Source organism: Klebsiella sp. CN_Kp073 (assembly GCF_040065495.2).
Taxonomy (GTDB): Bacteria; Pseudomonadota; Gammaproteobacteria; order Enterobacterales; family Enterobacteriaceae; genus Klebsiella; species Klebsiella aerogenes.
The window spans coordinates 1,438,293-1,457,923 of sequence record NZ_CM198051.1; the positions used below are offsets into that span (position 1 = coordinate 1,438,293).

Below are 19,631 nucleotides of genomic sequence, written 5' to 3' on the forward strand. Positions count from 1 at the left end.
ATTCCGGGGCTTTTTTGTCTCAGATGGCTAAATTCAGATCCACTCTTTCACTTTGATGAACTCGCTCAGTGCGGCTTCCGGGCTGCCTTCCTGCGGGTGGAAGTTGTATTCCCAGCGCACCAGCGGCGGCATCGACATCAGAATAGACTCCGTACGCCCGCCGGTCTGCAGGCCGAACAGCGTGCCGCGGTCCCACACCAGATTGAATTCCACATAGCGCCCGCGGCGATAAAGCTGGAAATCGCGTTCGCGTTCGCCGTAAGGCGTGGTTTTTCGACGCTCAACGATCGGCAGATAGGCGTCAGTAAAGCCGTTGCCCACCGCCTGCATAAAGGCGAAGCAGTGGTCAAAGTCCGGGGTATTTAAATCATCGAAGAACAGGCCGCCAATGCCGCGCTGTTCGTTACGGTGCTTGAGGTAGAAGTAGTCATCGCACCACTTTTTATAGCGCGGATAGACCTCGTCGCCGAACGGCAGGCACAAATCGCGGGCGGTACGATGCCAGTGGATGGCGTCTTCTTCAAATCCGTAATAAGGCGTTAAATCAAACCCGCCGCCGAACCACCACACCGGGTCGGCGCCGGGCTTCTCGGCAATGAAAAAGCGGACGTTGGCGTGGCTGGTCGGCACATAGGGGTTGCGCGGATGCACCACCAGCGAAACGCCCATCGCTTCAAAGCTGCGCCCGGCGAGCTCCGGGCGGTGGGCGGTTGCCGATGCAGGCATCGCATCGCCGTGGACGTGAGAGAAGTTAACCCCGGCCTGCTCAAAGACGCCGCCGTCGCGTAAAACCCGGCTGCGTCCGCCGCCGCCGCCTTCGCGCTGCCAGCTATCTTCGACAAAATCCTTGCCGTCAACGGCGGAGAGGTTGGCGCAAATGGCATCCTGCAGCTGAAGAAGGAAGGCTTTGACCTGCTGTACATCGGGTTTCATTAACGTCTCTTCGAATGCGCTTTCTGGTTATCGAACCAGTGGAAATAACTAATAATACCGGAAGCAATAGCGTTGGCGATCTTCTGGCGGAAAGCGGTTGTGCCGAGTAGCTTCTCTTCATTTGGGTTGGTAATGAACGATGTCTCGACCAGCACCGAGGGAATGGAAGGTGACTTCAGCACCACAAAGGCCGCCTGTTCTGTATTACGGCTGTGCAGCTTATGCACCGGCTTAATCTTTTTCAGAATATGCGAGCCGAGCGTCAGGCTGTTCTTAATAGTGTCGGTTTGCACCAGATCGAACAATACCTGCTGCAGCAGATGGTCCTTATCCGTCGCTTTTTTACCGGCGACCTCATCGGCGCGGTTTTCGCGCTCGGAGAGATATTTCGCCATGGCGCTACTGGCGCCGCGGTTGGAGAGCGCAAAGACGGAGGCGCCGGCCGCACTCGGGTTGGTAAAGCCGTCGGCGTGAATCGACATAAACAGATCGGCGCCGTGCTGGTGGGCGATTTCAACGCGATCGTATAGCGGAATAAAGGTATCGCCGCTACGCGTCAGGCGGGCATCGATGCCGTTGCTGCGTAAAATACTGCGCACATTTTTGGCAATGGCCAGCACGACGTGTTTTTCTTTCGAACCGTTGTGGCCAATTGCCCCCGTATCGATGCCGCCATGACCGGGGTCAAGCATCACCAGGCGCTTGCTGCCTGCTTTCTTTGCGACGGGTTTGCTGTGTCCATTGGAAGTTTTTAGCGGCTGTTCTTTGGCATTGGCCTGGGAAGCGACGCCGGTTAGCGTCATCGCAGCCAGTCCTGCTTTCAGCACCTGACGGCGCGAAGCAAGTATTTTTAATGGTTTAAAAGTGCTCATTCGGCCTGAATTGTAAACAAGTGATGTCCAATGTTATATCGTATCGCGTTTCCCGTTACGACCACTCAAAATAAGAATTGTTTTACTTTTCATTTCAATACATGACAAAGATATATTATGCCATTTTTTGCCGATGATTTCGCCTGATATTGGCTATCAGTCATATTCGCGCCATAATCACTGTTTTTAACCGTAAATGGTGGGGAATACCATGGAGATTCGCGTTTTTCGCCAGCAGGATTTCGAAGAAGTGATCACCCTTTGGGAGCGCTGCGATCTTCTGCGCCCATGGAACGATCCGGAAATGGATATCGAGCGTAAGCTCAACCACGACGTGAGCTTGTTTCTGGTCGCTGAAGTGAACGGTGAAGTGGTAGGGACGGTAATGGGCGGTTACGACGGTCACCGCGGTTCCGCTTACTATCTTGGCGTACATCCGGAATACCGAGGCCGCGGAATAGCCAATGCGCTGCTCAATCGGCTGGAAAAGAAGCTGATCGCCCGCGGCTGCCCGAAAATTTCAATTATGGTGCGTGACGATAACGAAGTGGTGCAGGGGATGTATGAGCGTCTCGGTTACGAGCACTCGGATGTACTCACCCTGGGTAAACGCCTGATTGAAGATGAAGAATACTGAATTTATTCCTGCCGATTACGATGCCCAGGGCCGTTTGCGGCTGCCGCTGTTGTTTTGGGGCGTGCTGTTGCTGCAGGCGCGCACCTGGGTACTGTTCGTCATGGCCGGCGCCTCCCGCCAGCAGGGCGATGCGCTGCTGAGCCTGTTCTATCCCGATCACGATAACTTCTGGCTGGGGTTACTGCCCGGCGTACCGGCGGTCGCGGCATTTTTGTTGAGCGGTCAGCGTCAGCGTTTCCCGCGTCTCTGGCCGCTGATGCGCTGGCTGCTGATTGCCTCGCAGGCGCTGTTGCTGGCCTGGCAGCCGTGGCTGTGGTTTACCGGCGAGGCGCCTTCCGCGCTGACCATCGCCCTGCTGGCGGCCGATATTTATGCGCTATGGTGGCTGATAACCAGCCGCAGGTTGCACGCCTGTTTTCGCCTCGAAGCGCTTTAATGGCACTTTTTGCCGATCGCGTACTCCAACATGCGTTGAATTAATCAGAAGGATTGAGATATGAAATCGCTACGTCTAATGCTCTGCGCGCTTCCGCTGGCGCTAACCGGCTGCTCAACGATGAGCGCGGTGAACTGGTCGGCTGCCTATCCGTGGAACTGGTTTGGTTCCTCCAACGAGGTCACCGAGCAGGGCGTGGGTAAACTGACAGCATCGACGCCGCTGAATGAGCAGGCGATTAGCGATGCCCTCGGCGGCAGCTACCGTCTGCGCAGCGGAATGAAAACCACGGATGGCAAAATCGTTCACTATTTTGAAGCGCTGAAGGATGACAAGCTGGCGCTGACCATCAACGGCGATGGCGGTACGGTGAGCCGCATTGACGTGCGCGATAGCGCAATTCCTGCCGCCAGCGGCGTGAAAATCGGTACCCCGTTTAGCGAGCTGTACAGCAAAGCGTTCGGCAACTGCGAGAAAGGCGCTCCCGATAACGGCGCGGTGGTGGAATGTAAAGCCGCAGGTAGCCAGCACATCAGCTACGCCTTTACCGGCCACTGGAGCGGCCCGGACGAGCTGATGCCGTCCGACGATACCCTGAAAAACTGGAAAGTCAGCAAAATTATCTGGCGTCGCTAATTTGATCTGAAGAGACACGTGGGCGGATAAAAACGGTTACAATGGCGCGTTAGCAACGTCATAGCGTTGTGGTTGCATCATTTCAGGAGGAGCGATGTCTCAGGTTCAGAGCGGCATTTTGCCGGAACATTGCCGCGCGGCGATTTGGATTGAAGCCAATGTCAAAGGGGATGTTAACGCCCTGCGCGAAGCGAGCAAAATTTTTGTCGATAAAGTAGCCACCTTCCAGGCTAAATTCCCCGATGCCAAACTCGGCGCGGTGGTGGCTTTCGGCAATACCGTCTGGCGTCAGCTGAGCGGTGGTGAAGGCGCGGAAGAGTTAAAAGATTTTCCGGTTTACGGCAAAGGGCTGGCGCCATCCACGCAGTATGACGTGTTAATTCATATTTTATCCGCCCGCCATGAAGTGAACTTTTCCGTCGCCCAGGCGGCGATGGCCGCGTTCGGCGACGCCATCGAAGTGAAAGAAGAAATTCACGGTTTCCGCTGGGTGGAAGAACGCGATCTGAGTGGCTTCGTTGACGGCACCGAAAACCCGGCAGGCGAAGAAACTCGCCGTGAAGTCGCGGTGATTAAAGACGGCGTTGACGCGGGCGGCAGCTACGTATTTGTGCAACGCTGGGAGCACAATCTTAAGCAACTGAACCGCATGAGCGTGCCGGATCAGGAGATGATGATTGGCCGTACCAAAGAAGCCAATGAAGAGATCGACGGCGACGAGCGCCCGGTCACTTCGCACCTGAGCCGCGTGGACTTAAAAGAAGATGGCAAAGGGCTGAAAATCGTCCGCCAGAGCCTGCCGTACGGTACCGCCAGCGGCACTAACGGCCTGTACTTCTGCGCCTACTGCGCGCGCCTGTACAACATTGAACAGCAGCTGCTGAGCATGTTCGGCGATACCGACGGTAAGCGTGATGCCATGCTGCGCTTCACTAAACCGGTGACCGGCGGTTATTACTTCGCGCCGTCGCTGGAGCGTATTCAGGCGCTGTAATTTTTCCCCTCACCCTAACCCTCTCCCCAAGGGGGAGAGGGGACGGCACGGTGGACTCTCTTTCTCCCTCTCCCTCAGGGAGAGGGGACGTACGGTGCGGCTATGGATTCCGCGTGCGAACTCTCTTTCTCCCTCTCCCTCAGGGAAAGGGGAGGTACGGTGCAGCTATGGATTCTGCGTGCGGACTCTCTTTCTCCCTCTCCCTCAGTGAGAGGGGCGGGGTGAGGGCATCGGCGACTCAAGCGCTTCAAGTATTCTCTCCATCACCGCATCTTCATACTCTTCAAACTCATTATTCCAGAAGCGTAAAACCCGCCATCCCTGGCTCTGTAGCCAGCGGGTGCGGCGAACATCGTAGACGCGCCTCTCATCGTGCTGACCGCCGTCCAGTTCAATCGCCAGCCGTGTTGCGCAGCAGGCAAAATCGAGAATGTAGGGACCAACGGGATGTTGGCGGCGAAACTTATAGCAAGCAAAACGGCGGTTGCGCAGTAAGTACCATAGTCGACGTTCTGTTGGCGTTAAGCTACGTCTGAGCTGACGTGCAAATATCTGTGTGTTTTTCATATAAACACAGTGCACCCCTGGCTGCCGTTTGTCACAATGACACGTCGAATCTGCGAGCCGCTTTCAGCAAAGCTTTGCCAGTTGCTTATTCTCTTTTCTACTTCTAAATCGCCAAACGGTATATAAAACCGTTACTCCTTTCGTACTCGTTATAAATATGATGATCATCAGTAAATGATCATTTTTGATAAGGGTGCGCAATGGCCGTTAAATCACTGAAAAAAGGATATCTGGCGCTGGCGGCTTCCATGCTGCTGGTGGCGCAGGCGCAGGCGACTGAACTGCTGAACAGTTCCTATGATGTTTCCCGCGAGCTGTTCGCCGCCCTTAATCCGCCTTTTGAACAGCAGTGGGCAAAAGAAAACGGCGGCGACAAGCTGACCATTAAGCAGTCACATGCGGGCTCCTCCAAGCAGGCATTGGCGATTCTGCAAGGTCTGAAGGCTGACGTCGTGACCTATAACCAGGTGACGGACGTCCAGATTCTGCATGATAAAGGCAACCTGATCCCGGCGGACTGGCAGAGCCGTCTGCCGAATAACAGCTCGCCGTTTTATTCGACCATGGCGTTCCTGGTGCGTAAGGGCAACCCCAAAAATATTCACGACTGGAACGATCTGGTGCGTTCTGACGTGAAGCTGATCTTCCCGAATCCTAAAACTTCAGGCAACGCGCGCTATACCTATCTTGCGGCCTGGGGGGCGGCAGACAAAGCCGATGGCGGTGATAAAGCCAAAACCGAACAGTTCATGACCCAGTTCCTGAAGAACGTCGAGGTATTCGATACCGGCGGTCGCGGCGCGACGACCACCTTCGTCGAGCGCGGGTTGGGCGATGTGCTGATTACTTTTGAATCGGAAGTTAACAACATCCGTAAACAGTATGAAGCGCAGGGGTTCGAAGTAGTGGTGCCGAAGGTCAATATCCTCGCCGAATTCCCGGTCGCGTGGGTAGACAAAAACGTTAAGGCCAACGGTACTGAAAAAGCGGCGAAAGCCTACCTGAACTATCTCTATAGTCCGCAGGCGCAGACCATCATCACCGATTACTACTATCGCGTGAACGACCCGAAAGTCATGGCGTCGCTGAAAGATAAATTCCCGCAGACCGAACTGTTCCGCGTGGAAGACCAGTTTGGCAGCTGGCCTGAAGTGATGAAAACCCACTTCGTCAGCGGCGGCGAGCTGGACAAACTGCTGGCAGCGGGGCGTCAGTAATGTTGGCTGTGTCGTCCAAGCGCGTGCTGCCGGGCTTTACCCTGAGCCTTGGCACCAGCCTGCTATTTGTGTGCCTGATTTTACTGTTGCCGCTCAGCGCGCTGGTAATGCAGCTGGCGCAGATGAGCTGGGCGCAGTACTGGGAGGTGATTACCAACCCGCAGGTGGTCGCTGCCTATAAAGTCACGCTGCTGTCTGCTTTTGTGGCGTCAATTTTTAACGGTGTGTTTGGCCTGCTGATGGCGTGGATCCTTACCCGCTATCGTTTCCCGGGCCGTACCCTGCTGGATGCCCTGATGGACCTGCCGTTCGCGCTGCCGACGGCGGTGGCCGGCCTGACGCTGGCCTCGCTGTTCTCGGTCAATGGCTTGTACGGCGAATGGCTGGCGAAGTTTGATATCAAAGTGACTTATACCTGGCTTGGCATCGCGGTGGCGATGGCCTTTACCAGTATTCCGTTTGTGGTGCGTACCGTGCAGCCGGTGCTGGAAGAGTTAGGGCCGGAATATGAAGAAGCGGCGGAAACCCTCGGCGCGACGCGCTTACAGAGTTTCCGCAAAGTGGTGCTGCCGGAGCTGTCGCCGGCTCTGCTGGCGGGGATTGCGCTGTCGTTTACCCGCAGCCTTGGCGAGTTCGGCGCGGTGATTTTTATCGCCGGCAACATCGCGTGGAAAACGGAAGTGACTTCGCTGATGATTTTCATTCGTTTGCAAGAGTTTGATTACCCGGCGGCGAGCGCGATTGCCTCGGTGATCCTCGCGGCTTCGCTGCTGCTGCTGTTCTCCATCAACACTCTGCAGAGTCGCTTTGGTCGACGCGTGGTAGGTCACTAATGGCGGAAGTTACTCAATTGAAGCGCTATGACGCGCCCCGGATCAACTGGGGCAAATGGTTTCTGATCGGCATCGGGATGCTGGTATCCGCCTTCATCCTCGTGGTGCCGATGATTTATATTTTTGTCCAGGCTTTCAGTAAAGGGTTAATGCCGGTGCTGGAAAATCTGGCCAATCCGGACATGCTGCACGCCATCTGGCTGACGGTGATGATTGCGTTGATTACCGTGCCGGTGAATCTGGTGTTCGGTACGCTGCTGGCCTGGCTGGTGACGCGCTTTACCTTCCCAGGCCGCCAGCTGCTGCTGACGATGCTGGATATCCCGTTCGCCGTCTCGCCGGTGGTGGCAGGTCTGGTTTATTTACTGTTTTACGGCTCCAACGGCCCACTCGGCGGCTGGCTTGATGAGCACAACCTGCAGATCATGTTCGCCTGGCCGGGCATGGTGCTGGCGACTATCTTCGTCACCTGTCCGTTTGTGGTCCGCGAGCTGGTGCCGGTCATGATGAGTCAGGGGAGCAATGAAGATGAAGCGGCGATCCTGCTCGGCGCTTCCGGTTGGCAGATGTTCCGCCGGGTGACGCTACCCAATATTCGCTGGGCGCTGCTGTACGGCGTGGTGTTGACCAACGCCCGCGCGATTGGCGAATTCGGCGCGGTGTCGGTCGTTTCCGGCTCGATCCGCGGCGAAACGTTATCTCTGCCGCTGCAAATTGAATTACTACAGCAGGACTACAACACCGTCGGTTCGTTTACCGCCGCGGCCCTGCTGACGTTAATGGCTATTTTGACCCTGTTTTTAAAGAGTATGTTGCAATGGCGTCTGGCCAATCAGGAAAAACGCGCGCAACAGGAGGGAAATCATGAGCATTGAGATTGCCAATATTAAGAAATCGTTTGGTCGCACCCAGGTGCTGAATGATATCTCGCTGGATATCCCTTCCGGGCAAATGGTTGCGCTGCTGGGGCCGTCCGGCTCCGGTAAAACCACCTTATTGCGGATTATCGCCGGGCTGGAGCATCAATCCAGCGGCCATATTCGTTTTCACGGCACCGACGTGAGCCGGATGCACGCCCGCGATCGTAAAGTGGGCTTTGTTTTCCAGCACTATGCGCTGTTCCGTCATATGACGGTGTTCGATAACATCGCCTTTGGCCTGACCGTCCTGCCGCGTCGTGAGCGTCCCAATGCGGCGGCGATTAAAGCCAAAGTGACCAAACTGCTGGAGATGGTGCAACTGGCCCATCTTGCCGACCGTTATCCGGCGCAGCTTTCCGGCGGCCAGAAGCAGCGCGTAGCGTTAGCGCGCGCGCTGGCGGTCGAGCCGCAAATTCTGCTGCTGGATGAACCCTTTGGCGCGCTGGATGCGCAGGTGCGTAAAGAACTGCGCCGCTGGCTGCGCCAGCTGCACGAAGAATTAAAATTCACCAGCGTGTTTGTTACCCACGATCAGGAAGAGGCGATGGAAGTCGCCGATCGGGTGGTGGTAATGAGCCAGGGCAATATCGAACAGGCCGATGCGCCTGAACGCGTGTGGCGGGAACCTTCGACCCGTTTTGTGCTCGAGTTTATGGGCGAAGTTAACCGCCTGCAGGGCACCATTCGCGGCGGCCAGTTCCACGTCGGCGCCCACCGCTGGCCTTTAGGCTATACCCCGGCATATCAGGGGCCGGTCGATCTGTTCCTGCGACCGTGGGAAGTAGATATCAGCCGCCGTACCAGCCTGGATTCGCCATTGCCGGTGCAGGTGCTGGAAGCCAGTCCGAAGGGGCACTACACCCAATTAGTTGTCCAGCCTCTGGGGTGGTATGACGAACCGCTGAGCGTGGTGCTGGCGGGCGATGAGGCCCCGTCCCGCGGCGAACGCCTGTTTGTCGGCTTGCAGAATGCGCGCCTGTATAATGGAACCGAACGCATCGAACCGCGCGGCGAACTTGCTCTGGCAGAGACGGCCTGATAGCTTAAATCCACGTGCTTTTGCCGGGCGGCGCTGCGCTGACCCGGCCGACAGCCCGGAGCGCATGACGCGGCCGGGCTTTTTATTGGACAGCTGAAGTGAACACATTAGAACAAACAATCGGCAACACGCCGCTGGTGAAATTACAACGTCTGGGGCCGGACAACGGCAGCGAAATCTGGCTTAAGCTTGAGGGCAATAACCCGGCGGGCTCGGTAAAAGATCGCGCCGCGCTGTCGATGATTGTCGAAGCGGAAAAGCGCGGCGAAATTAAACCAGGCGACGTGCTTATCGAGGCGACCAGCGGTAATACCGGTATCGCGCTGGCGATGATTGCAGCGTTAAAAGGCTATCAGATGAAACTGCTGATGCCGGACAACATGAGCCAGGAGCGCCGTGCCGCGATGCGCGCCTACGGCGCTGAACTCATCCTGGTCACCAAAGAGCAGGGGATGGAAGGCGCTCGCGATCTGGCCGCCGCGATGGCCGAGCGTGGCGAGGGTAAACTATTGGATCAGTTTAACAATCCGGATAACCCTTACGCCCATTACACCACCACCGGCCCGGAGATCTGGCGCCAGACGGACGGGCGTATCACCCACTTTGTTTCAAGCATGGGCACCACCGGTACCATTACCGGCGTATCGCGTTTTCTGCGCGAACAGGCGAAACCGGTGAGCATCATTGGGCTGCAGCCGGAAGAGGGCAGCAGCATTCCGGGGATCCGCCGCTGGCCGCAGGAATATATGCCGGGCATTTTTAATGCCTCGTTGGTGGATGAGGTGCTGGATATCCACCAGCAGGATGCGGAAAACACGATGCGCCAGTTGGCCGTACAGGAAGGGATCTTCTGTGGCGTCAGTTCCGGCGGCGCGGTTGCCGGGGCGCTGCGTATTGCTCGCGCCAATCCGGGCGCGGTGGTGGTGGCGATCATCTGCGATCGCGGCGATCGCTATCTCTCAACCGGCGTGTTCGGCGAAGAACACTTCAGCCAGGGGGCGGGTATCTAAACGCGCTATCACGGCCTCCCATGCCTGGCATGGGGGGCGGTTAACCTAAAGTGCGTATTTCGCTACCAGCTTATCCAGAAACGCCCATAGCTTTTGATTCATCTCGCGATAATCCCATTGCCTCATTTCATCTTCGCTGCGAATAAAGCGCCTGCCTTTTGCGGCGGTAAGTTCAGGTTGCGAGTGCGTAATTAATAACTCGATGACCTCCGTGTCAAACTCCATATGGCACTGAAAACCGTAGACCCGATCGCTATATTTGACGATTTGCCGCGGGCACCCTTCGCTGGAGGCCAGGACTTCCGCCGCAGGCGTCAGGCCCGGCATATCGTTGTGCCAGTGGCCGACTACCACCGATGGGCCGAAATGGGCGATGTTGTCATCCTGCAGTCCGGCGGTGGTCAGGATGATAGGATAGTGGCCAATCTCTTTTTCCGGGCTTTGCATCACCGGCGCCCCCAGCGCTTCGCCGATAAGCTGCGACCCGAGGCAAATCCCGACCACGATACGCCCGGCGGCAATCGCCTGGGCAATCAGGTTTTTCTCGGCATGGGCATCAAACCATGGGCACTCGGCAAGCGTAGTGCGTGGTGATTGCGGGCCGCCAAGTACCACCAACATATCAAAACCTTCGGCATTCGCCGGCAGCGGATCCCCGACATAAACTCGCGACCAGCTGGCCTGATAGCCGCGCGCGTTAACCCAGCGCAGATAGGCGCCAGGCGCTTCAAAAACTTCATGGACGATAAAGTGGATCCGCATAACAACTCCCGTGTTTAACAAGGTAAGACCAGCGATAAATCGTGTGCAAGTTGTTCAATTTGCGCCTCGGTTAAAGCGCCCAGCGACAGGCGCAGGCCGTGCGACGGTGTTTTCACGCCAAAGGCTTCACCTTCACGCACCAGCCAACCGGCCCGCGCCAGACGCAGCGCCAGCGACTGGCTGACGGCTGATAGCGGCAGCCAGAAATTAAGACCATCGCCAGGCGGAAAATCGCCAACGCCCTGGCGGGCCAACGCGGCGGCGAGCCGCTGATTTTGCTGCTGATAATGGCGCTGGCTCGCAGTCAGAGAAGCGGTAAAAGCGTTATCATTCAGGCAGGAGAACGCCAGCTCTTGTAGTAAATGGCTGACCCACTGGCTACCGGCGTTCAGGCGCAGGCGCAGCGCCGCTGAGGTGGTGACATCGCTGGCGACTATCGCCAGGCGCAAATCCGGGCCCAGGGTTTTGGACATTGAGCGCACCAGCGCCCAACGCTGAATGCCTTCAGGTAGAGGATTGTGCCAGCGTGTCGCTGAGAGCAGGGCGAAGTGATCGTCAACGATCGCCAGCGTCTGCGGATAGCGGGCGAGCACGGTGCGAATCGCTTGTGCGCGCTCGGGCGTCAAACTGCAGCCGGTCGGGTTGTGGGCGCGTGGAGTCAGTATTACCGCACGGGCGCCGTTGCGCAGCGCTTCTTCAAGCCGCTCTGGGTTCATGCCTTCACCGTCGACGGCGACAGGGCTGGGCTGGAAACCGGCGTAACGCAGCATATTGATGCTGCTCAGAAAGCAGGGGTCTTCTACCGCGACGCTGTCGCCGGGTAGCAGCAGTGCGCAGAGCAGGCGTTCAAGGGCGTCAATTGCGCCGCTGGTCAAGTTGATGTCAAATTCGTGGCCAATATCGCGACTGACCCACTCCCGCGCCCAGTTAGCCAGACGCGGCTCAACGGCGGCATCGCCATATAAGTGCGGGGTCCGCGACAGCTTGGGAAGAAAACGGCCAATATCCGGTAGACGTCGCGGATCCGGATTGCCGCCGGAAATATCAATCAGCGATGTCGTCGGATCGCCGCCCTCGACCGCATTAAGCGTATTAAGCGCCTTAATGGCCGTGCCGTTGCGCCCCTGGCTGACGGCGAGCCCTGAGGTCACCAGCCGCTTGTAGGCCGCCGCCACCGTATTGCGGTTGACTGCCAGTTCGCCTGCCAGCTCGCGCACCGGCGGCAGCGCCTCTCCGGGTTGCAACGCGCCGCTCTGCACCAGATGACGGATGTTATCGAAAATCTCGTTTGCGGTTTTTCCGGTGAACATTATTGACCTATGACAAAATGAATTTTAGCATAGGACGAATGATAATCAGAGTATGACCCGCTGTCCAGCGGGGGGAGAAAGGATGAGTCAGCAAGACGAAATACAGTCCGTGCTCTTTAACGACCACAGCCGGGCGCTGGAGGTTGATATCGTGGCGGTGCAATCGCAGGTGGTCTATGGCAGCGTCGGTAACAGTATCGCGGTACCGGCAATCAAGCAGCATGAATTGCGGGTGATGGCGGTGCCCACGGTGTTATTCAGCAATACCCCACATTACGATACTTTCTACGGTGGGGTGATCCCGGAAGAGTGGTTTAGCGGCTATCTGCGGGCGCTGGAGGAGCGTGATGCGCTTCGCGAGCTGCGGGCGGTAACCACCGGGTATATGGGCAGCGCCGGGCAAATTGCGCTGCTGGCGCAGTGGCTGCAGCGGATCCGTGTGCACCATCCCGACCTCTGTATTCTGGTTGACCCGGTGATTGGCGATGTAGATAGCGGCATCTACGTAAAAGCGGAGATCCCCGAGGCTTATCGCCGCCACCTGTTGCCGCTGGCGCGGGGGATCACGCCAAATCTTTTCGAGCTCGAAACCCTCAGCGGCATGCCGTGCCACAACCAGCAGGAAGCGGTGATCGCCGCGCGTAGTCTGCTTTCCGATACCCTAAAGTGGGTGGTGATTACCAGCGCGCCTGGGCTGGATGCTTCGACTATTAACGTGCTGGTGGTCACCGACGATGCAGTCGAAGTGGTCGTCCATCCTCGCGTCGAAACCGACCTCAAAGGTACCGGCGACCTGTTCTGCGCCGAGCTCATCAGCAACCTGGTGTGCGACATGCCGTTGGGCGACGCTACGCGCGCCGCCGCTCAGCGCGTACTGGCGGTAATGACCTGGACCGAGAGTCAGGGCTGCGATGAACTCATTTTACCGCCGTCGGGAGCGCAATAACGATGCATAGCTATCGGTTAGTGGTACGCAGGGAGGGGAGAACCGTTGGCCATTTTGAGACGACGGGGATGAACGCGCTGGAAGATGCCTGTAGGGCGAGAACGATGTTTGAAAACGAGAGCGGCTGCCAGTGCGAGCTATGGGTCGCGGATAGCGAACGGCGGATTCTGGAAAGTAGCCCGCAGGGGATGAAAATCCTGGCGAGTGAAAAGTGCTACCGGCCGGCATAAAAAAATGGCGCCTGAAGGCGCCATTTTCTCGGCAAGCAAGAATTACTTCTTGATGCGGATAACCGGAGTTTCACCAACGGTGACGCTACCGGACAGTTTGATCAGCTCTTTGATCTCGTCCATGTTGGAGATAACAACCGGAGTCAGGGTAGACTTGGCTTTTTCTTCCAGCAGCGGCAGATCGAATTCGATAACCGGGTCGCCGACTTTCACGCGCTGACCTTCTTCAGCGATGCGCTTGAAGCCTTCGCCTTTCAGTTCAACGGTATCGATACCGAAGTGAACAAACAGCTCAATGCCGCTATCGGATTCAATAGAGAAAGCATGGTTGGTTTCAAAAATTTTACCGATGGTACCCTCTACCGGCGCAACCATTTTGTTGCCAGTAGGTTTGATGGCAATGCCATCACCCACAATTTTCTCCGCAAAAACCACATCCGGCACGTCTTCGATGTTGACGATCTCGCCAGAGAGCGGAGCAACAATCTCAATAGTTCCGGTGTCTTTTTTGTCATCAGAAACCAGAGATTTCAGTTTATCGAACAAACCCATGATCTTCTCCTAAGCAGTAATTTGGGCCGCGCATCTCGTGGATTAGCAGATTGTTTTTTCTTCAATGAACTTGTTAACCAGCGTCATTAACTCGTCCGTCGTCGGTTGAGCAAGAGCCTGCTCTGCTAATACTTTTGCATCTTCGAAGTTCGTGTTACGAATAATCTTCTTGATGCGCGGGATGGAAATGGCGCTCATAGAGAATTCGTCCAGCCCCATACCCAGCAACAGAAGTGTAGCACGTTCATCGCCTGCAAGCTCACCACACATACCCGTCCATTTGCCTTCTGCATGAGAAGCATCAATAACTTGCTTGATCAGAGTCAGCACAGACGGTGACATCGGCTGGTAAAGATGCGAGATCATATCATTACCACGGTCAACTGCCAGAGTATATTGCGTTAAATCATTGGTTCCGATACTAAAGAAATCAACTTCTTTGGCTAAATGACGAGCAATGGTCGCGGCTGCAGGGGTTTCCACCATCACGCCGATTTCAATCGATTCGTCAAAAGCTTTACCTTCGTCACGCAGTTCCTGTTTGTAGATCTCAATCTCTTTCTTCAGTGCGCGCACTTCTTCAACAGAGATGATCATCGGGAACATGATGCGCAGCTTACCGAAAGCGGAGGCACGCAGGATAGCGCGAACCTGGTCGCGGAGGATCTCTTTACGATCCATCGCGATACGCACGGCGCGCCAGCCGAGGAACGGGTTCTCTTCTTTCGGGAAGTTCATGTACGGCAGCTCTTTATCGCCGCCGATGTCCATGGTGCGAACGATAACGGCCTGTGAGCCGCACGCTTCAGCCACCGCTTTATAAGCTGCAAACTGCTCTTCTTCAGTCGGCAGAGAATCGCGGTCCATGAACAGGAATTCAGTACGGTACAGGCCTACGCCTTCCGCGCCGTTGCGCTCAGCGCCATCGACGTCGCGAACGGTACCGATGTTGGCGCAAACTTCAACCTGATGACCGTCGAGAGTGATGGCCGGCAGATCTTTCAGTTTCGCCAGTTCTGCTTTTTCTTCAGCAACCTGCGCCTGCAGCGCACGCAGCTCTTCGATTTTTTCGTTGCTTGGGTTAACCAGAACCTGGTTGTTAACCGCATCGAGAATCAGATAGTCGCCGTTTTTCACCTGGGAGGTGACGCTTCCGGTACCGACGATTGCCGGCAGCTCAAGGGAGCGCGCCATGATAGAGGTGTGGGAAGTACGGCCGCCCGCGTCGGTGATGAAACCCAGCACCTTGTTCAGGTTCAGCTGTGCGGTTTCCGACGGGGTGAGATCGGCGGCAACGAGGATAACTTCATCCGCGATAGCGCTCAGATCGATGATTGCCAGGCCCAGAATGTTGCGCAGCAGACGTTTACCGATGTCGCGTACGTCAGCGGCACGCTCTTTCAGGTATTCGTCATCCAGCTCTTCCAGTGCAGTTGCCTGACCTTCGATAACTTCATTGGCTGCCGCATCGGCAGTCATGTGCTTATCTTTAATCAGGGCTATGATTTCCTGCTCAAGCTCCTCATCTTCCAGCAGCATAATATGCCCTTCGAAGATGGCTTCTTTTTCTTCACCGAAAGTTTCACCAGCTTTGGTTTTGATGACCTCCAGCTGGGCGGAGGCCTTGGTGCGGCCGTTCAGGAAACGTTCAACTTCCTGATCAACCTTATCGGCAGAAATTTTCTTCCGGTCGATGACAATTTCGTCTTCTTTCAGCAGGAGAGCCTTGCCGAAAGCGATACCCGGGGATGCTAAAATGCCTGAAATCATAACCCTACCTTACTTGTGACTGATATTAAAAAGAACCCGTGAACTTACTCGAGTTCAGCCATCAGTTTAACCAGATGCTCAACTGCTTTTTGCTCATCTTCGCCTTCAGCGGAGATGGTCACAACGGTACCCTGAGTCAGGCCCAGAGTTTGCAGTTTGAACAGGCTTTTTGCGCTGGCGCTTTTGCCGTTGGAGGTTACAGTGATCTCAGAAGTGAAGCCTTTCGCTTCTTTAACAAACTGAGCAGCAGGGCGGGTGTGCAGACCGTTCGGAGCGGTAATGGTAACTTCTTGCTGGAACATTATATTTCCCCAACTTATAGGTTTAGTGTTGTGGACCTAAAGTCTAGCCTAACGACCAAACTTTAGCCTGTATTGTTAGCGCCGGCGTTACGTGTGTGGCTAAGGCGTCAGCAGCGGAACCGCTGAGAGGACCTTAAGTCCGTTGACGTCTAGCACTTCATTAAACATTATGCCGCGAAAGGAAGACTTGAACCAAATCATAAAATCGATTCAGCCTGCGGAAATCCAAATCTGAATAATTTCGCGCTTCAAAATAAATGTGCTGGTTAAATACCAGACCCTACGAGGTGAATCAATGCCAGGAGGGGTAAAACTTTGACGTATGCCACAAAAAAGCACCCGAAAAGGTGCTTTTTTACACGGTTTTTACAAACTGGCACTACTGTTGCAATTCTTTCTCGGTGAAGAGATCTGCGAACAGCGCCGTGCTTAAATAACGCTCACCGGAAGACGGTAGGATAACCACAATATTCTTATTGGTAAAGGCCTCATCTTCCTGCAGCTTTAACGCCGCGGCGACAGCCGCGCCGGAAGAGATACCGGCCAGAATACCTTCTTCTTCCATCAGGCGACGAGCGGTGGAGATGGCTTCTTCGTTGGTGATGGCGACCACTTTATCGACCAGTTTCAGGTCGAGGTTGCCCGGGATAAAGCCGGCGCCGATGCCCTGAATTTTGTGCGGGCCAGGTTTCAGCTCTTCGCCAGCCAGCGCCTGGGTGATAACCGGCGAGTCGGTTGGCTCAACGGCGACGGTGATCAGATCTTTTTTGCCTTTCGTGCCTTTAATATAACGAGAGACACCGGTCAGGGTACCGCCGGTACCGACGCCCGAGATAAAGACGTCAACCTGGCCGTCGGTGTCTTCCCAGATTTCCGGGCCGGTGGTCTTTTCGTGAATTTCCGGGTTCGCCGGGTTACTGAACTGCTGCAGCAGTAGATATTTTTCCGGGTCGCTGGCGACAATCTCTTCCGCCTTCTGGATGGCGCCTTTCATGCCTTTCGCGCCTTCGGTCAGCACCAGGTTAGCGCCCAGCGCTTTCAGCAATTTGCGGCGTTCCACGCTCATGGTTTCCGGCATGGTCAGCGTCAGTTTGTAGCCGCGAGCGGCGGCGACGTAGGCGAGGGCGATACCGGTGTTGCCGCTGGTTGGTTCAACCAGTTCCACACCCGGTTTCAGTACGCCGCGCTTTTCAGCATCCCAAATCATATTGGCGCCGATACGGCATTTAACGCTAAAGCTCGGGTTACGAGATTCTACCTTGGCCAGGATTCGGCCATTACCGATGCGGTTCAGTCGTACCAGCGGCGTATGACCGATAGTCAGGGAGTTGTCTTCAAAAATCTTACTCATGGCCCGTCCTTAACTGTATGAAATTTGGGGGTACGGCTTCAGCATACCCGCTTAAACAATATCCGGAAGTAAGGATTTAGCATATCTATATGCTGAAGGGAAATAATGATGAGCAAGAAGGAATAAGACGGAAATAAGGGGCGGCGTGAACCGCCCTGAAAGAGACAGCTCAGCTCGCTATTTCCACATGGCGTGCTTATCGCGGTAGCAATCCACCCACATCGCCGTCGCGCCGCAGATAGCGACTGGCAGAATGACCAGGTTGAGAACCGGGATCATGGTGAACAGGCTGGTCAGCGCGCCAAACTGCATGTTAATGACCTTCCGCGAGCGCAGCGCCTCGCGCATGGTTTTAAACGGCACTTTATGGTTATCGAACGGATAGTCGCAGTACTGAATGGCCAGCATCCAGGCGCTAAACAGGAACCACAGTACCGGCGCGACGGTTTGGCCAATGCCGGGGATAAAGTACAGCAGCAACAGAACGATGGCGCGCGGCAGGTACCAGGCAAACTTTTGCCATTCGCGTTTCATAATGCGCGGGACATCTTTCATGATGCCGAATACGCCAACATCCGGCGGCGTAGCGCCGGTCAGTCGCGCTTCGAGCTGTTCCGCCAGCAGACCGCTAAACGGCGCGGCAATCCAGTTGGCGATGGTCGAAAAGAAGTAACCAAATACCAACAAAATAGAGATAACCGCCACCGGCCATAGCAGGTAGTTTAACCACTGAAGCCATTCAGGCACATGGCTCATTAATGAAGGGATCCAGCTATCGAGGCGGGTAAACAGCCACCAGAACGCGCCGCCCATCAGAATGACGTTAACTAATAAAGGCAGGAACACGAAACGTCGGATCCCTGGCAGCCTGATGAGTTTCCAGCCTTGTAAAAAATAGTAGACGCCGCTACGTGGGGTAGTTGCGGATGATGAAACCATAGTCAGGCGATGCTCCTTTTTTAACATTCAGTGTGAATGCCCGCTTATTTTATCGGGTTGCCAGACAATAACCAGTTAGGAAATGTTCGAAAAAACAGCAAAAAGCACGATTTAGTTCATCTTTATGGGGTGAAAGGGGCAGACGCACTTGCACTTGATGTAATCGGCAAATACTCTTAGTGAGTAAATGTTTGCCGTGGTGGCAAGGTGTTAGAACAACAGAGAATATAATGATGCAGGATTTGCGTCTGATATTAATCATTGTTGGCGCGATCGCCATAATCGCTTTACTGGTACATGGTTTCTGGACCAGCCGTAAAGAGCGTTCCTCGATGTTCCGCGATCGCCCACTGAAACGTATGAAGTCTCGCGACGATGAAACATCGGAAGGCGATGACTTTGATGACGATGTTGAAGGCGTAGGTGAAGTTCGTGTTCACCGGGTTAATCACGCCCCGAACGGCGCATATGGGGAGCAAGAAGCACCTCGTCAGGCGCCGCAACACCAGTATCAGCCTCCGTACGAGCGTCAGGTGCAGCAGCCTGTGCGTCAGGACGAGCCGGTGCATCAGGCGCCGCCGCACGCGCCGCGCCCGCAGCAGCCTGTTGCTCCGCAGCCGCACGTTCAGCCGCCGCAGCACGTTGCCCCTGCGCAGCCGGTCCATCAGCCGCAGCCGACCCAGCCTCAGCCGGTACCGCCGCAATATCAGCAGCCGGTGCAGCCTGCGCCGCAGCAGCCTGTAGCGCAACAGCCGGCGCCAGTCCAACAACCTGTTGCTCAACAACCTGCGCCGGTTCAACAGCCTGCCGCGCCGCAGCCGCAACAGGCGCCTGAAGCGCCAGCCGCTGAACCTCAGCAGCCCGCCGCCGCGCCGCAGCCGAAAGAGCGCAAAGAGACGGTCATCGTGATGAACGTCGCCGCGCATCACGGTTCGCAGCTTAACGGTGAACTGCTGATCAACAGCATCCAGCAGGCCGGCTTTAAGTTTGGCGATATGAATATTTTCCACCGTCATTTAAGCCCGGACGGTAGCGGACAGGTGTTGTTCAGCCTGGCGAATATGGTTAAACCTGGCACCTTTAATCCGGATGCGATGGTGGATATGACCACGCCGGGCGTGACTATCTTTATGCAGGTGCCGTCGTTTGGCGACGAGCTGCAAAACTTTAAACTGATGCTGCAGTCGGCGCAGTACATCGCCGATGAAGTTGGCGGCGTGGTGCTTGACGATCAGCGTCGGATGATGACGCCGCAGAAACTGCGCGAGTACCAGGATCGTATTCGCGAAGTAAAAGAGGCTAACGCCTGATTTACGCGCTAGCGTGTCGTCTGCTTAATCTGAACCCCCGCCCGTCGGGGGTTTTTTATCATTGA

Annotated in this window: 22 protein-coding genes; 12 read left to right on the forward strand and 10 right to left on the reverse strand. The window is 55.7% G+C overall.

All coding sequences use genetic code 11. From position 1 onward, the window contains the following. Window positions 1-33 precede the first annotated feature (33 nt). On the reverse strand, window positions 34-933 hold the full coding sequence (gene hemF / locus ABLV66_RS06995) for an oxygen-dependent coproporphyrinogen oxidase (RefSeq protein WP_047078069.1): 900 nt from the start codon (window positions 931-933) through the stop codon (window positions 34-36). Continuing rightward, window positions 933-1,805: an N-acetylmuramoyl-L-alanine amidase AmiA gene (amiA, locus tag ABLV66_RS07000; RefSeq protein ID WP_045392625.1), complete on the reverse strand. Its 873-nt coding sequence runs from the start codon at window positions 1,803-1,805 to the stop codon at window positions 933-935. The genes hemF and amiA overlap by 1 nt, the downstream gene beginning before the upstream one ends. Before the next feature lie 211 nt (window positions 1,806-2,016). Between amiA and ABLV66_RS07005 the strand changes: the two genes are divergently transcribed. From ABLV66_RS07005 to ABLV66_RS07020, 4 genes are all read left to right on the forward strand, one after another. Then, the gene (locus ABLV66_RS07005; RefSeq protein WP_045392622.1) at window positions 2,017-2,442 is read left to right on the forward strand and encodes a GNAT family acetyltransferase; all 426 of its coding nucleotides are present in this window, start codon (window positions 2,017-2,019) and stop codon (window positions 2,440-2,442) included. Then, entirely contained in the window at window positions 2,429-2,878 is a 450-nt protein-coding gene (locus ABLV66_RS07010; protein ID WP_047050999.1) for a DUF2919 domain-containing protein, read from the forward strand. Before ABLV66_RS07005 ends, ABLV66_RS07010 begins: the two co-directional genes overlap by 14 nt. A 60-nt stretch (window positions 2,879-2,938) precedes the next feature. Then, window positions 2,939-3,514, forward strand: coding sequence for an RpoE-regulated lipoprotein (locus ABLV66_RS07015; protein WP_047043503.1), 576 nt, complete (start codon window positions 2,939-2,941; stop codon window positions 3,512-3,514). A 94-nt stretch (window positions 3,515-3,608) separates the two neighbouring features. Then, a complete protein-coding gene (locus tag ABLV66_RS07020; protein ID WP_032712132.1) occupies window positions 3,609-4,508 on the forward strand; it encodes a Dyp-type peroxidase in 900 nt (299 codons plus the stop codon). A gap of 204 nt (window positions 4,509-4,712) precedes the next feature. Here ABLV66_RS07020 and ABLV66_RS07025 read toward each other — a convergent pair whose 3' ends face one another. Next, complete coding sequence (locus ABLV66_RS07025; protein WP_348876962.1) at window positions 4,713-5,075, reverse strand: endonuclease domain-containing protein; 363 nt, start codon at window positions 5,073-5,075, stop codon at window positions 4,713-4,715. Window positions 5,076-5,275: 200 nt separating this feature from the next. Here ABLV66_RS07025 and ABLV66_RS07030 point away from each other — a divergent pair, with 200 nt between their 5' ends. The 5 genes from ABLV66_RS07030 (at window position 5,276) to cysM (ending at window position 10,094) form a co-directional block, all read left to right on the forward strand. Beyond that, window positions 5,276-6,292, forward strand: coding sequence for a sulfate ABC transporter substrate-binding protein (locus tag ABLV66_RS07030; RefSeq protein WP_015365488.1), 1,017 nt, complete (start codon window positions 5,276-5,278; stop codon window positions 6,290-6,292). Beyond that, window positions 6,292-7,125 carry a sulfate/thiosulfate ABC transporter permease CysT gene (gene cysT, locus ABLV66_RS07035; RefSeq protein WP_015365489.1) on the forward strand — a complete coding sequence of 278 codons (834 nt, stop codon included), beginning with the start codon at window positions 6,292-6,294 and terminating at the stop codon, window positions 7,123-7,125. Before ABLV66_RS07030 ends, cysT begins: the two co-directional genes overlap by 1 nt. After that, window positions 7,125-8,000, forward strand: coding sequence for a sulfate/thiosulfate ABC transporter permease CysW (gene cysW / locus ABLV66_RS07040; protein WP_047043509.1), 876 nt, complete (start codon window positions 7,125-7,127; stop codon window positions 7,998-8,000). Before cysT ends, cysW begins: the two co-directional genes overlap by 1 nt. Continuing rightward, window positions 7,990-9,084 (forward strand): sulfate/thiosulfate ABC transporter ATP-binding protein CysA, encoded by a 1,095-nt coding sequence (gene cysA / locus ABLV66_RS07045; protein ID WP_047043512.1) that lies wholly within the window; start codon window positions 7,990-7,992, stop codon window positions 9,082-9,084. The genes cysW and cysA overlap by 11 nt, the downstream gene beginning before the upstream one ends. Before the next feature lie 98 nt (window positions 9,085-9,182). Further along, entirely contained in the window at window positions 9,183-10,094 is a 912-nt protein-coding gene (gene cysM / locus ABLV66_RS07050; RefSeq protein WP_015365492.1) for a cysteine synthase CysM, read from the forward strand. A 45-nt stretch (window positions 10,095-10,139) separates the two neighbouring features. Here cysM and ABLV66_RS07055 read toward each other — a convergent pair whose 3' ends face one another. Both ABLV66_RS07055 and ptsJ read right to left on the reverse strand, forming a co-directional pair. Continuing rightward, the gene (locus ABLV66_RS07055; RefSeq protein ID WP_047043520.1) at window positions 10,140-10,856 is read right to left on the reverse strand and encodes a type 1 glutamine amidotransferase; all 717 of its coding nucleotides are present in this window, start codon (window positions 10,854-10,856) and stop codon (window positions 10,140-10,142) included. A gap of 14 nt (window positions 10,857-10,870) precedes the next feature. Further along, entirely contained in the window at window positions 10,871-12,166 is a 1,296-nt protein-coding gene (ptsJ, locus tag ABLV66_RS07060; RefSeq protein ID WP_320482844.1) for a MocR-like B6 salvage transcription factor PtsJ, read from the reverse strand. Between the two features lie 82 nt (window positions 12,167-12,248). On the opposite strand from ptsJ, the gene pdxK reads away from it, so the two are divergent. Both pdxK and ABLV66_RS07070 read left to right on the forward strand, forming a co-directional pair. Beyond that, window positions 12,249-13,112, forward strand: coding sequence for a pyridoxine/pyridoxal/pyridoxamine kinase (gene pdxK / locus ABLV66_RS07065; protein ID WP_015703132.1), 864 nt, complete (start codon window positions 12,249-12,251; stop codon window positions 13,110-13,112). A 2-nt stretch (window positions 13,113-13,114) separates the two neighbouring features. Beyond that, window positions 13,115-13,342: a hypothetical protein gene (locus ABLV66_RS07070; protein ID WP_045392593.1), complete on the forward strand. Its 228-nt coding sequence runs from the start codon at window positions 13,115-13,117 to the stop codon at window positions 13,340-13,342. Window positions 13,343-13,384: 42 nt separating this feature from the next. On the opposite strand, the gene crr is transcribed toward ABLV66_RS07070, so the two are convergent. From crr to cysZ, 5 genes are all read right to left on the reverse strand, one after another. Next, window positions 13,385-13,894: a PTS glucose transporter subunit IIA gene (gene crr, locus ABLV66_RS07075; RefSeq protein ID WP_015365497.1), complete on the reverse strand. Its 510-nt coding sequence runs from the start codon at window positions 13,892-13,894 to the stop codon at window positions 13,385-13,387. A gap of 42 nt (window positions 13,895-13,936) precedes the next feature. After that, entirely contained in the window at window positions 13,937-15,664 is a 1,728-nt protein-coding gene (ptsI, locus tag ABLV66_RS07080; protein WP_015365498.1) for a phosphoenolpyruvate-protein phosphotransferase PtsI, read from the reverse strand. A 44-nt stretch (window positions 15,665-15,708) separates the two neighbouring features. Then, window positions 15,709-15,966 (reverse strand): phosphocarrier protein Hpr, encoded by a 258-nt coding sequence (gene ptsH / locus ABLV66_RS07085; protein WP_000487600.1) that lies wholly within the window; start codon window positions 15,964-15,966, stop codon window positions 15,709-15,711. A 379-nt stretch (window positions 15,967-16,345) separates the two neighbouring features. Continuing rightward, window positions 16,346-17,317, reverse strand: coding sequence for a cysteine synthase A (gene cysK, locus ABLV66_RS07090; protein ID WP_045362238.1), 972 nt, complete (start codon window positions 17,315-17,317; stop codon window positions 16,346-16,348). Window positions 17,318-17,494: 177 nt separating this feature from the next. Further along, window positions 17,495-18,256, reverse strand: a complete 762-nt coding sequence (gene cysZ, locus ABLV66_RS07095; RefSeq protein WP_348876963.1) for a sulfate transporter CysZ — start codon at window positions 18,254-18,256, stop codon at window positions 17,495-17,497. A gap of 230 nt (window positions 18,257-18,486) precedes the next feature. On the opposite strand from cysZ, the gene zipA reads away from it, so the two are divergent. After that, entirely contained in the window at window positions 18,487-19,566 is a 1,080-nt protein-coding gene (gene zipA / locus ABLV66_RS07100) for a cell division protein ZipA (protein ID WP_045392587.1), read from the forward strand. Window positions 19,567-19,631: the final 65 nt, after the last annotated feature.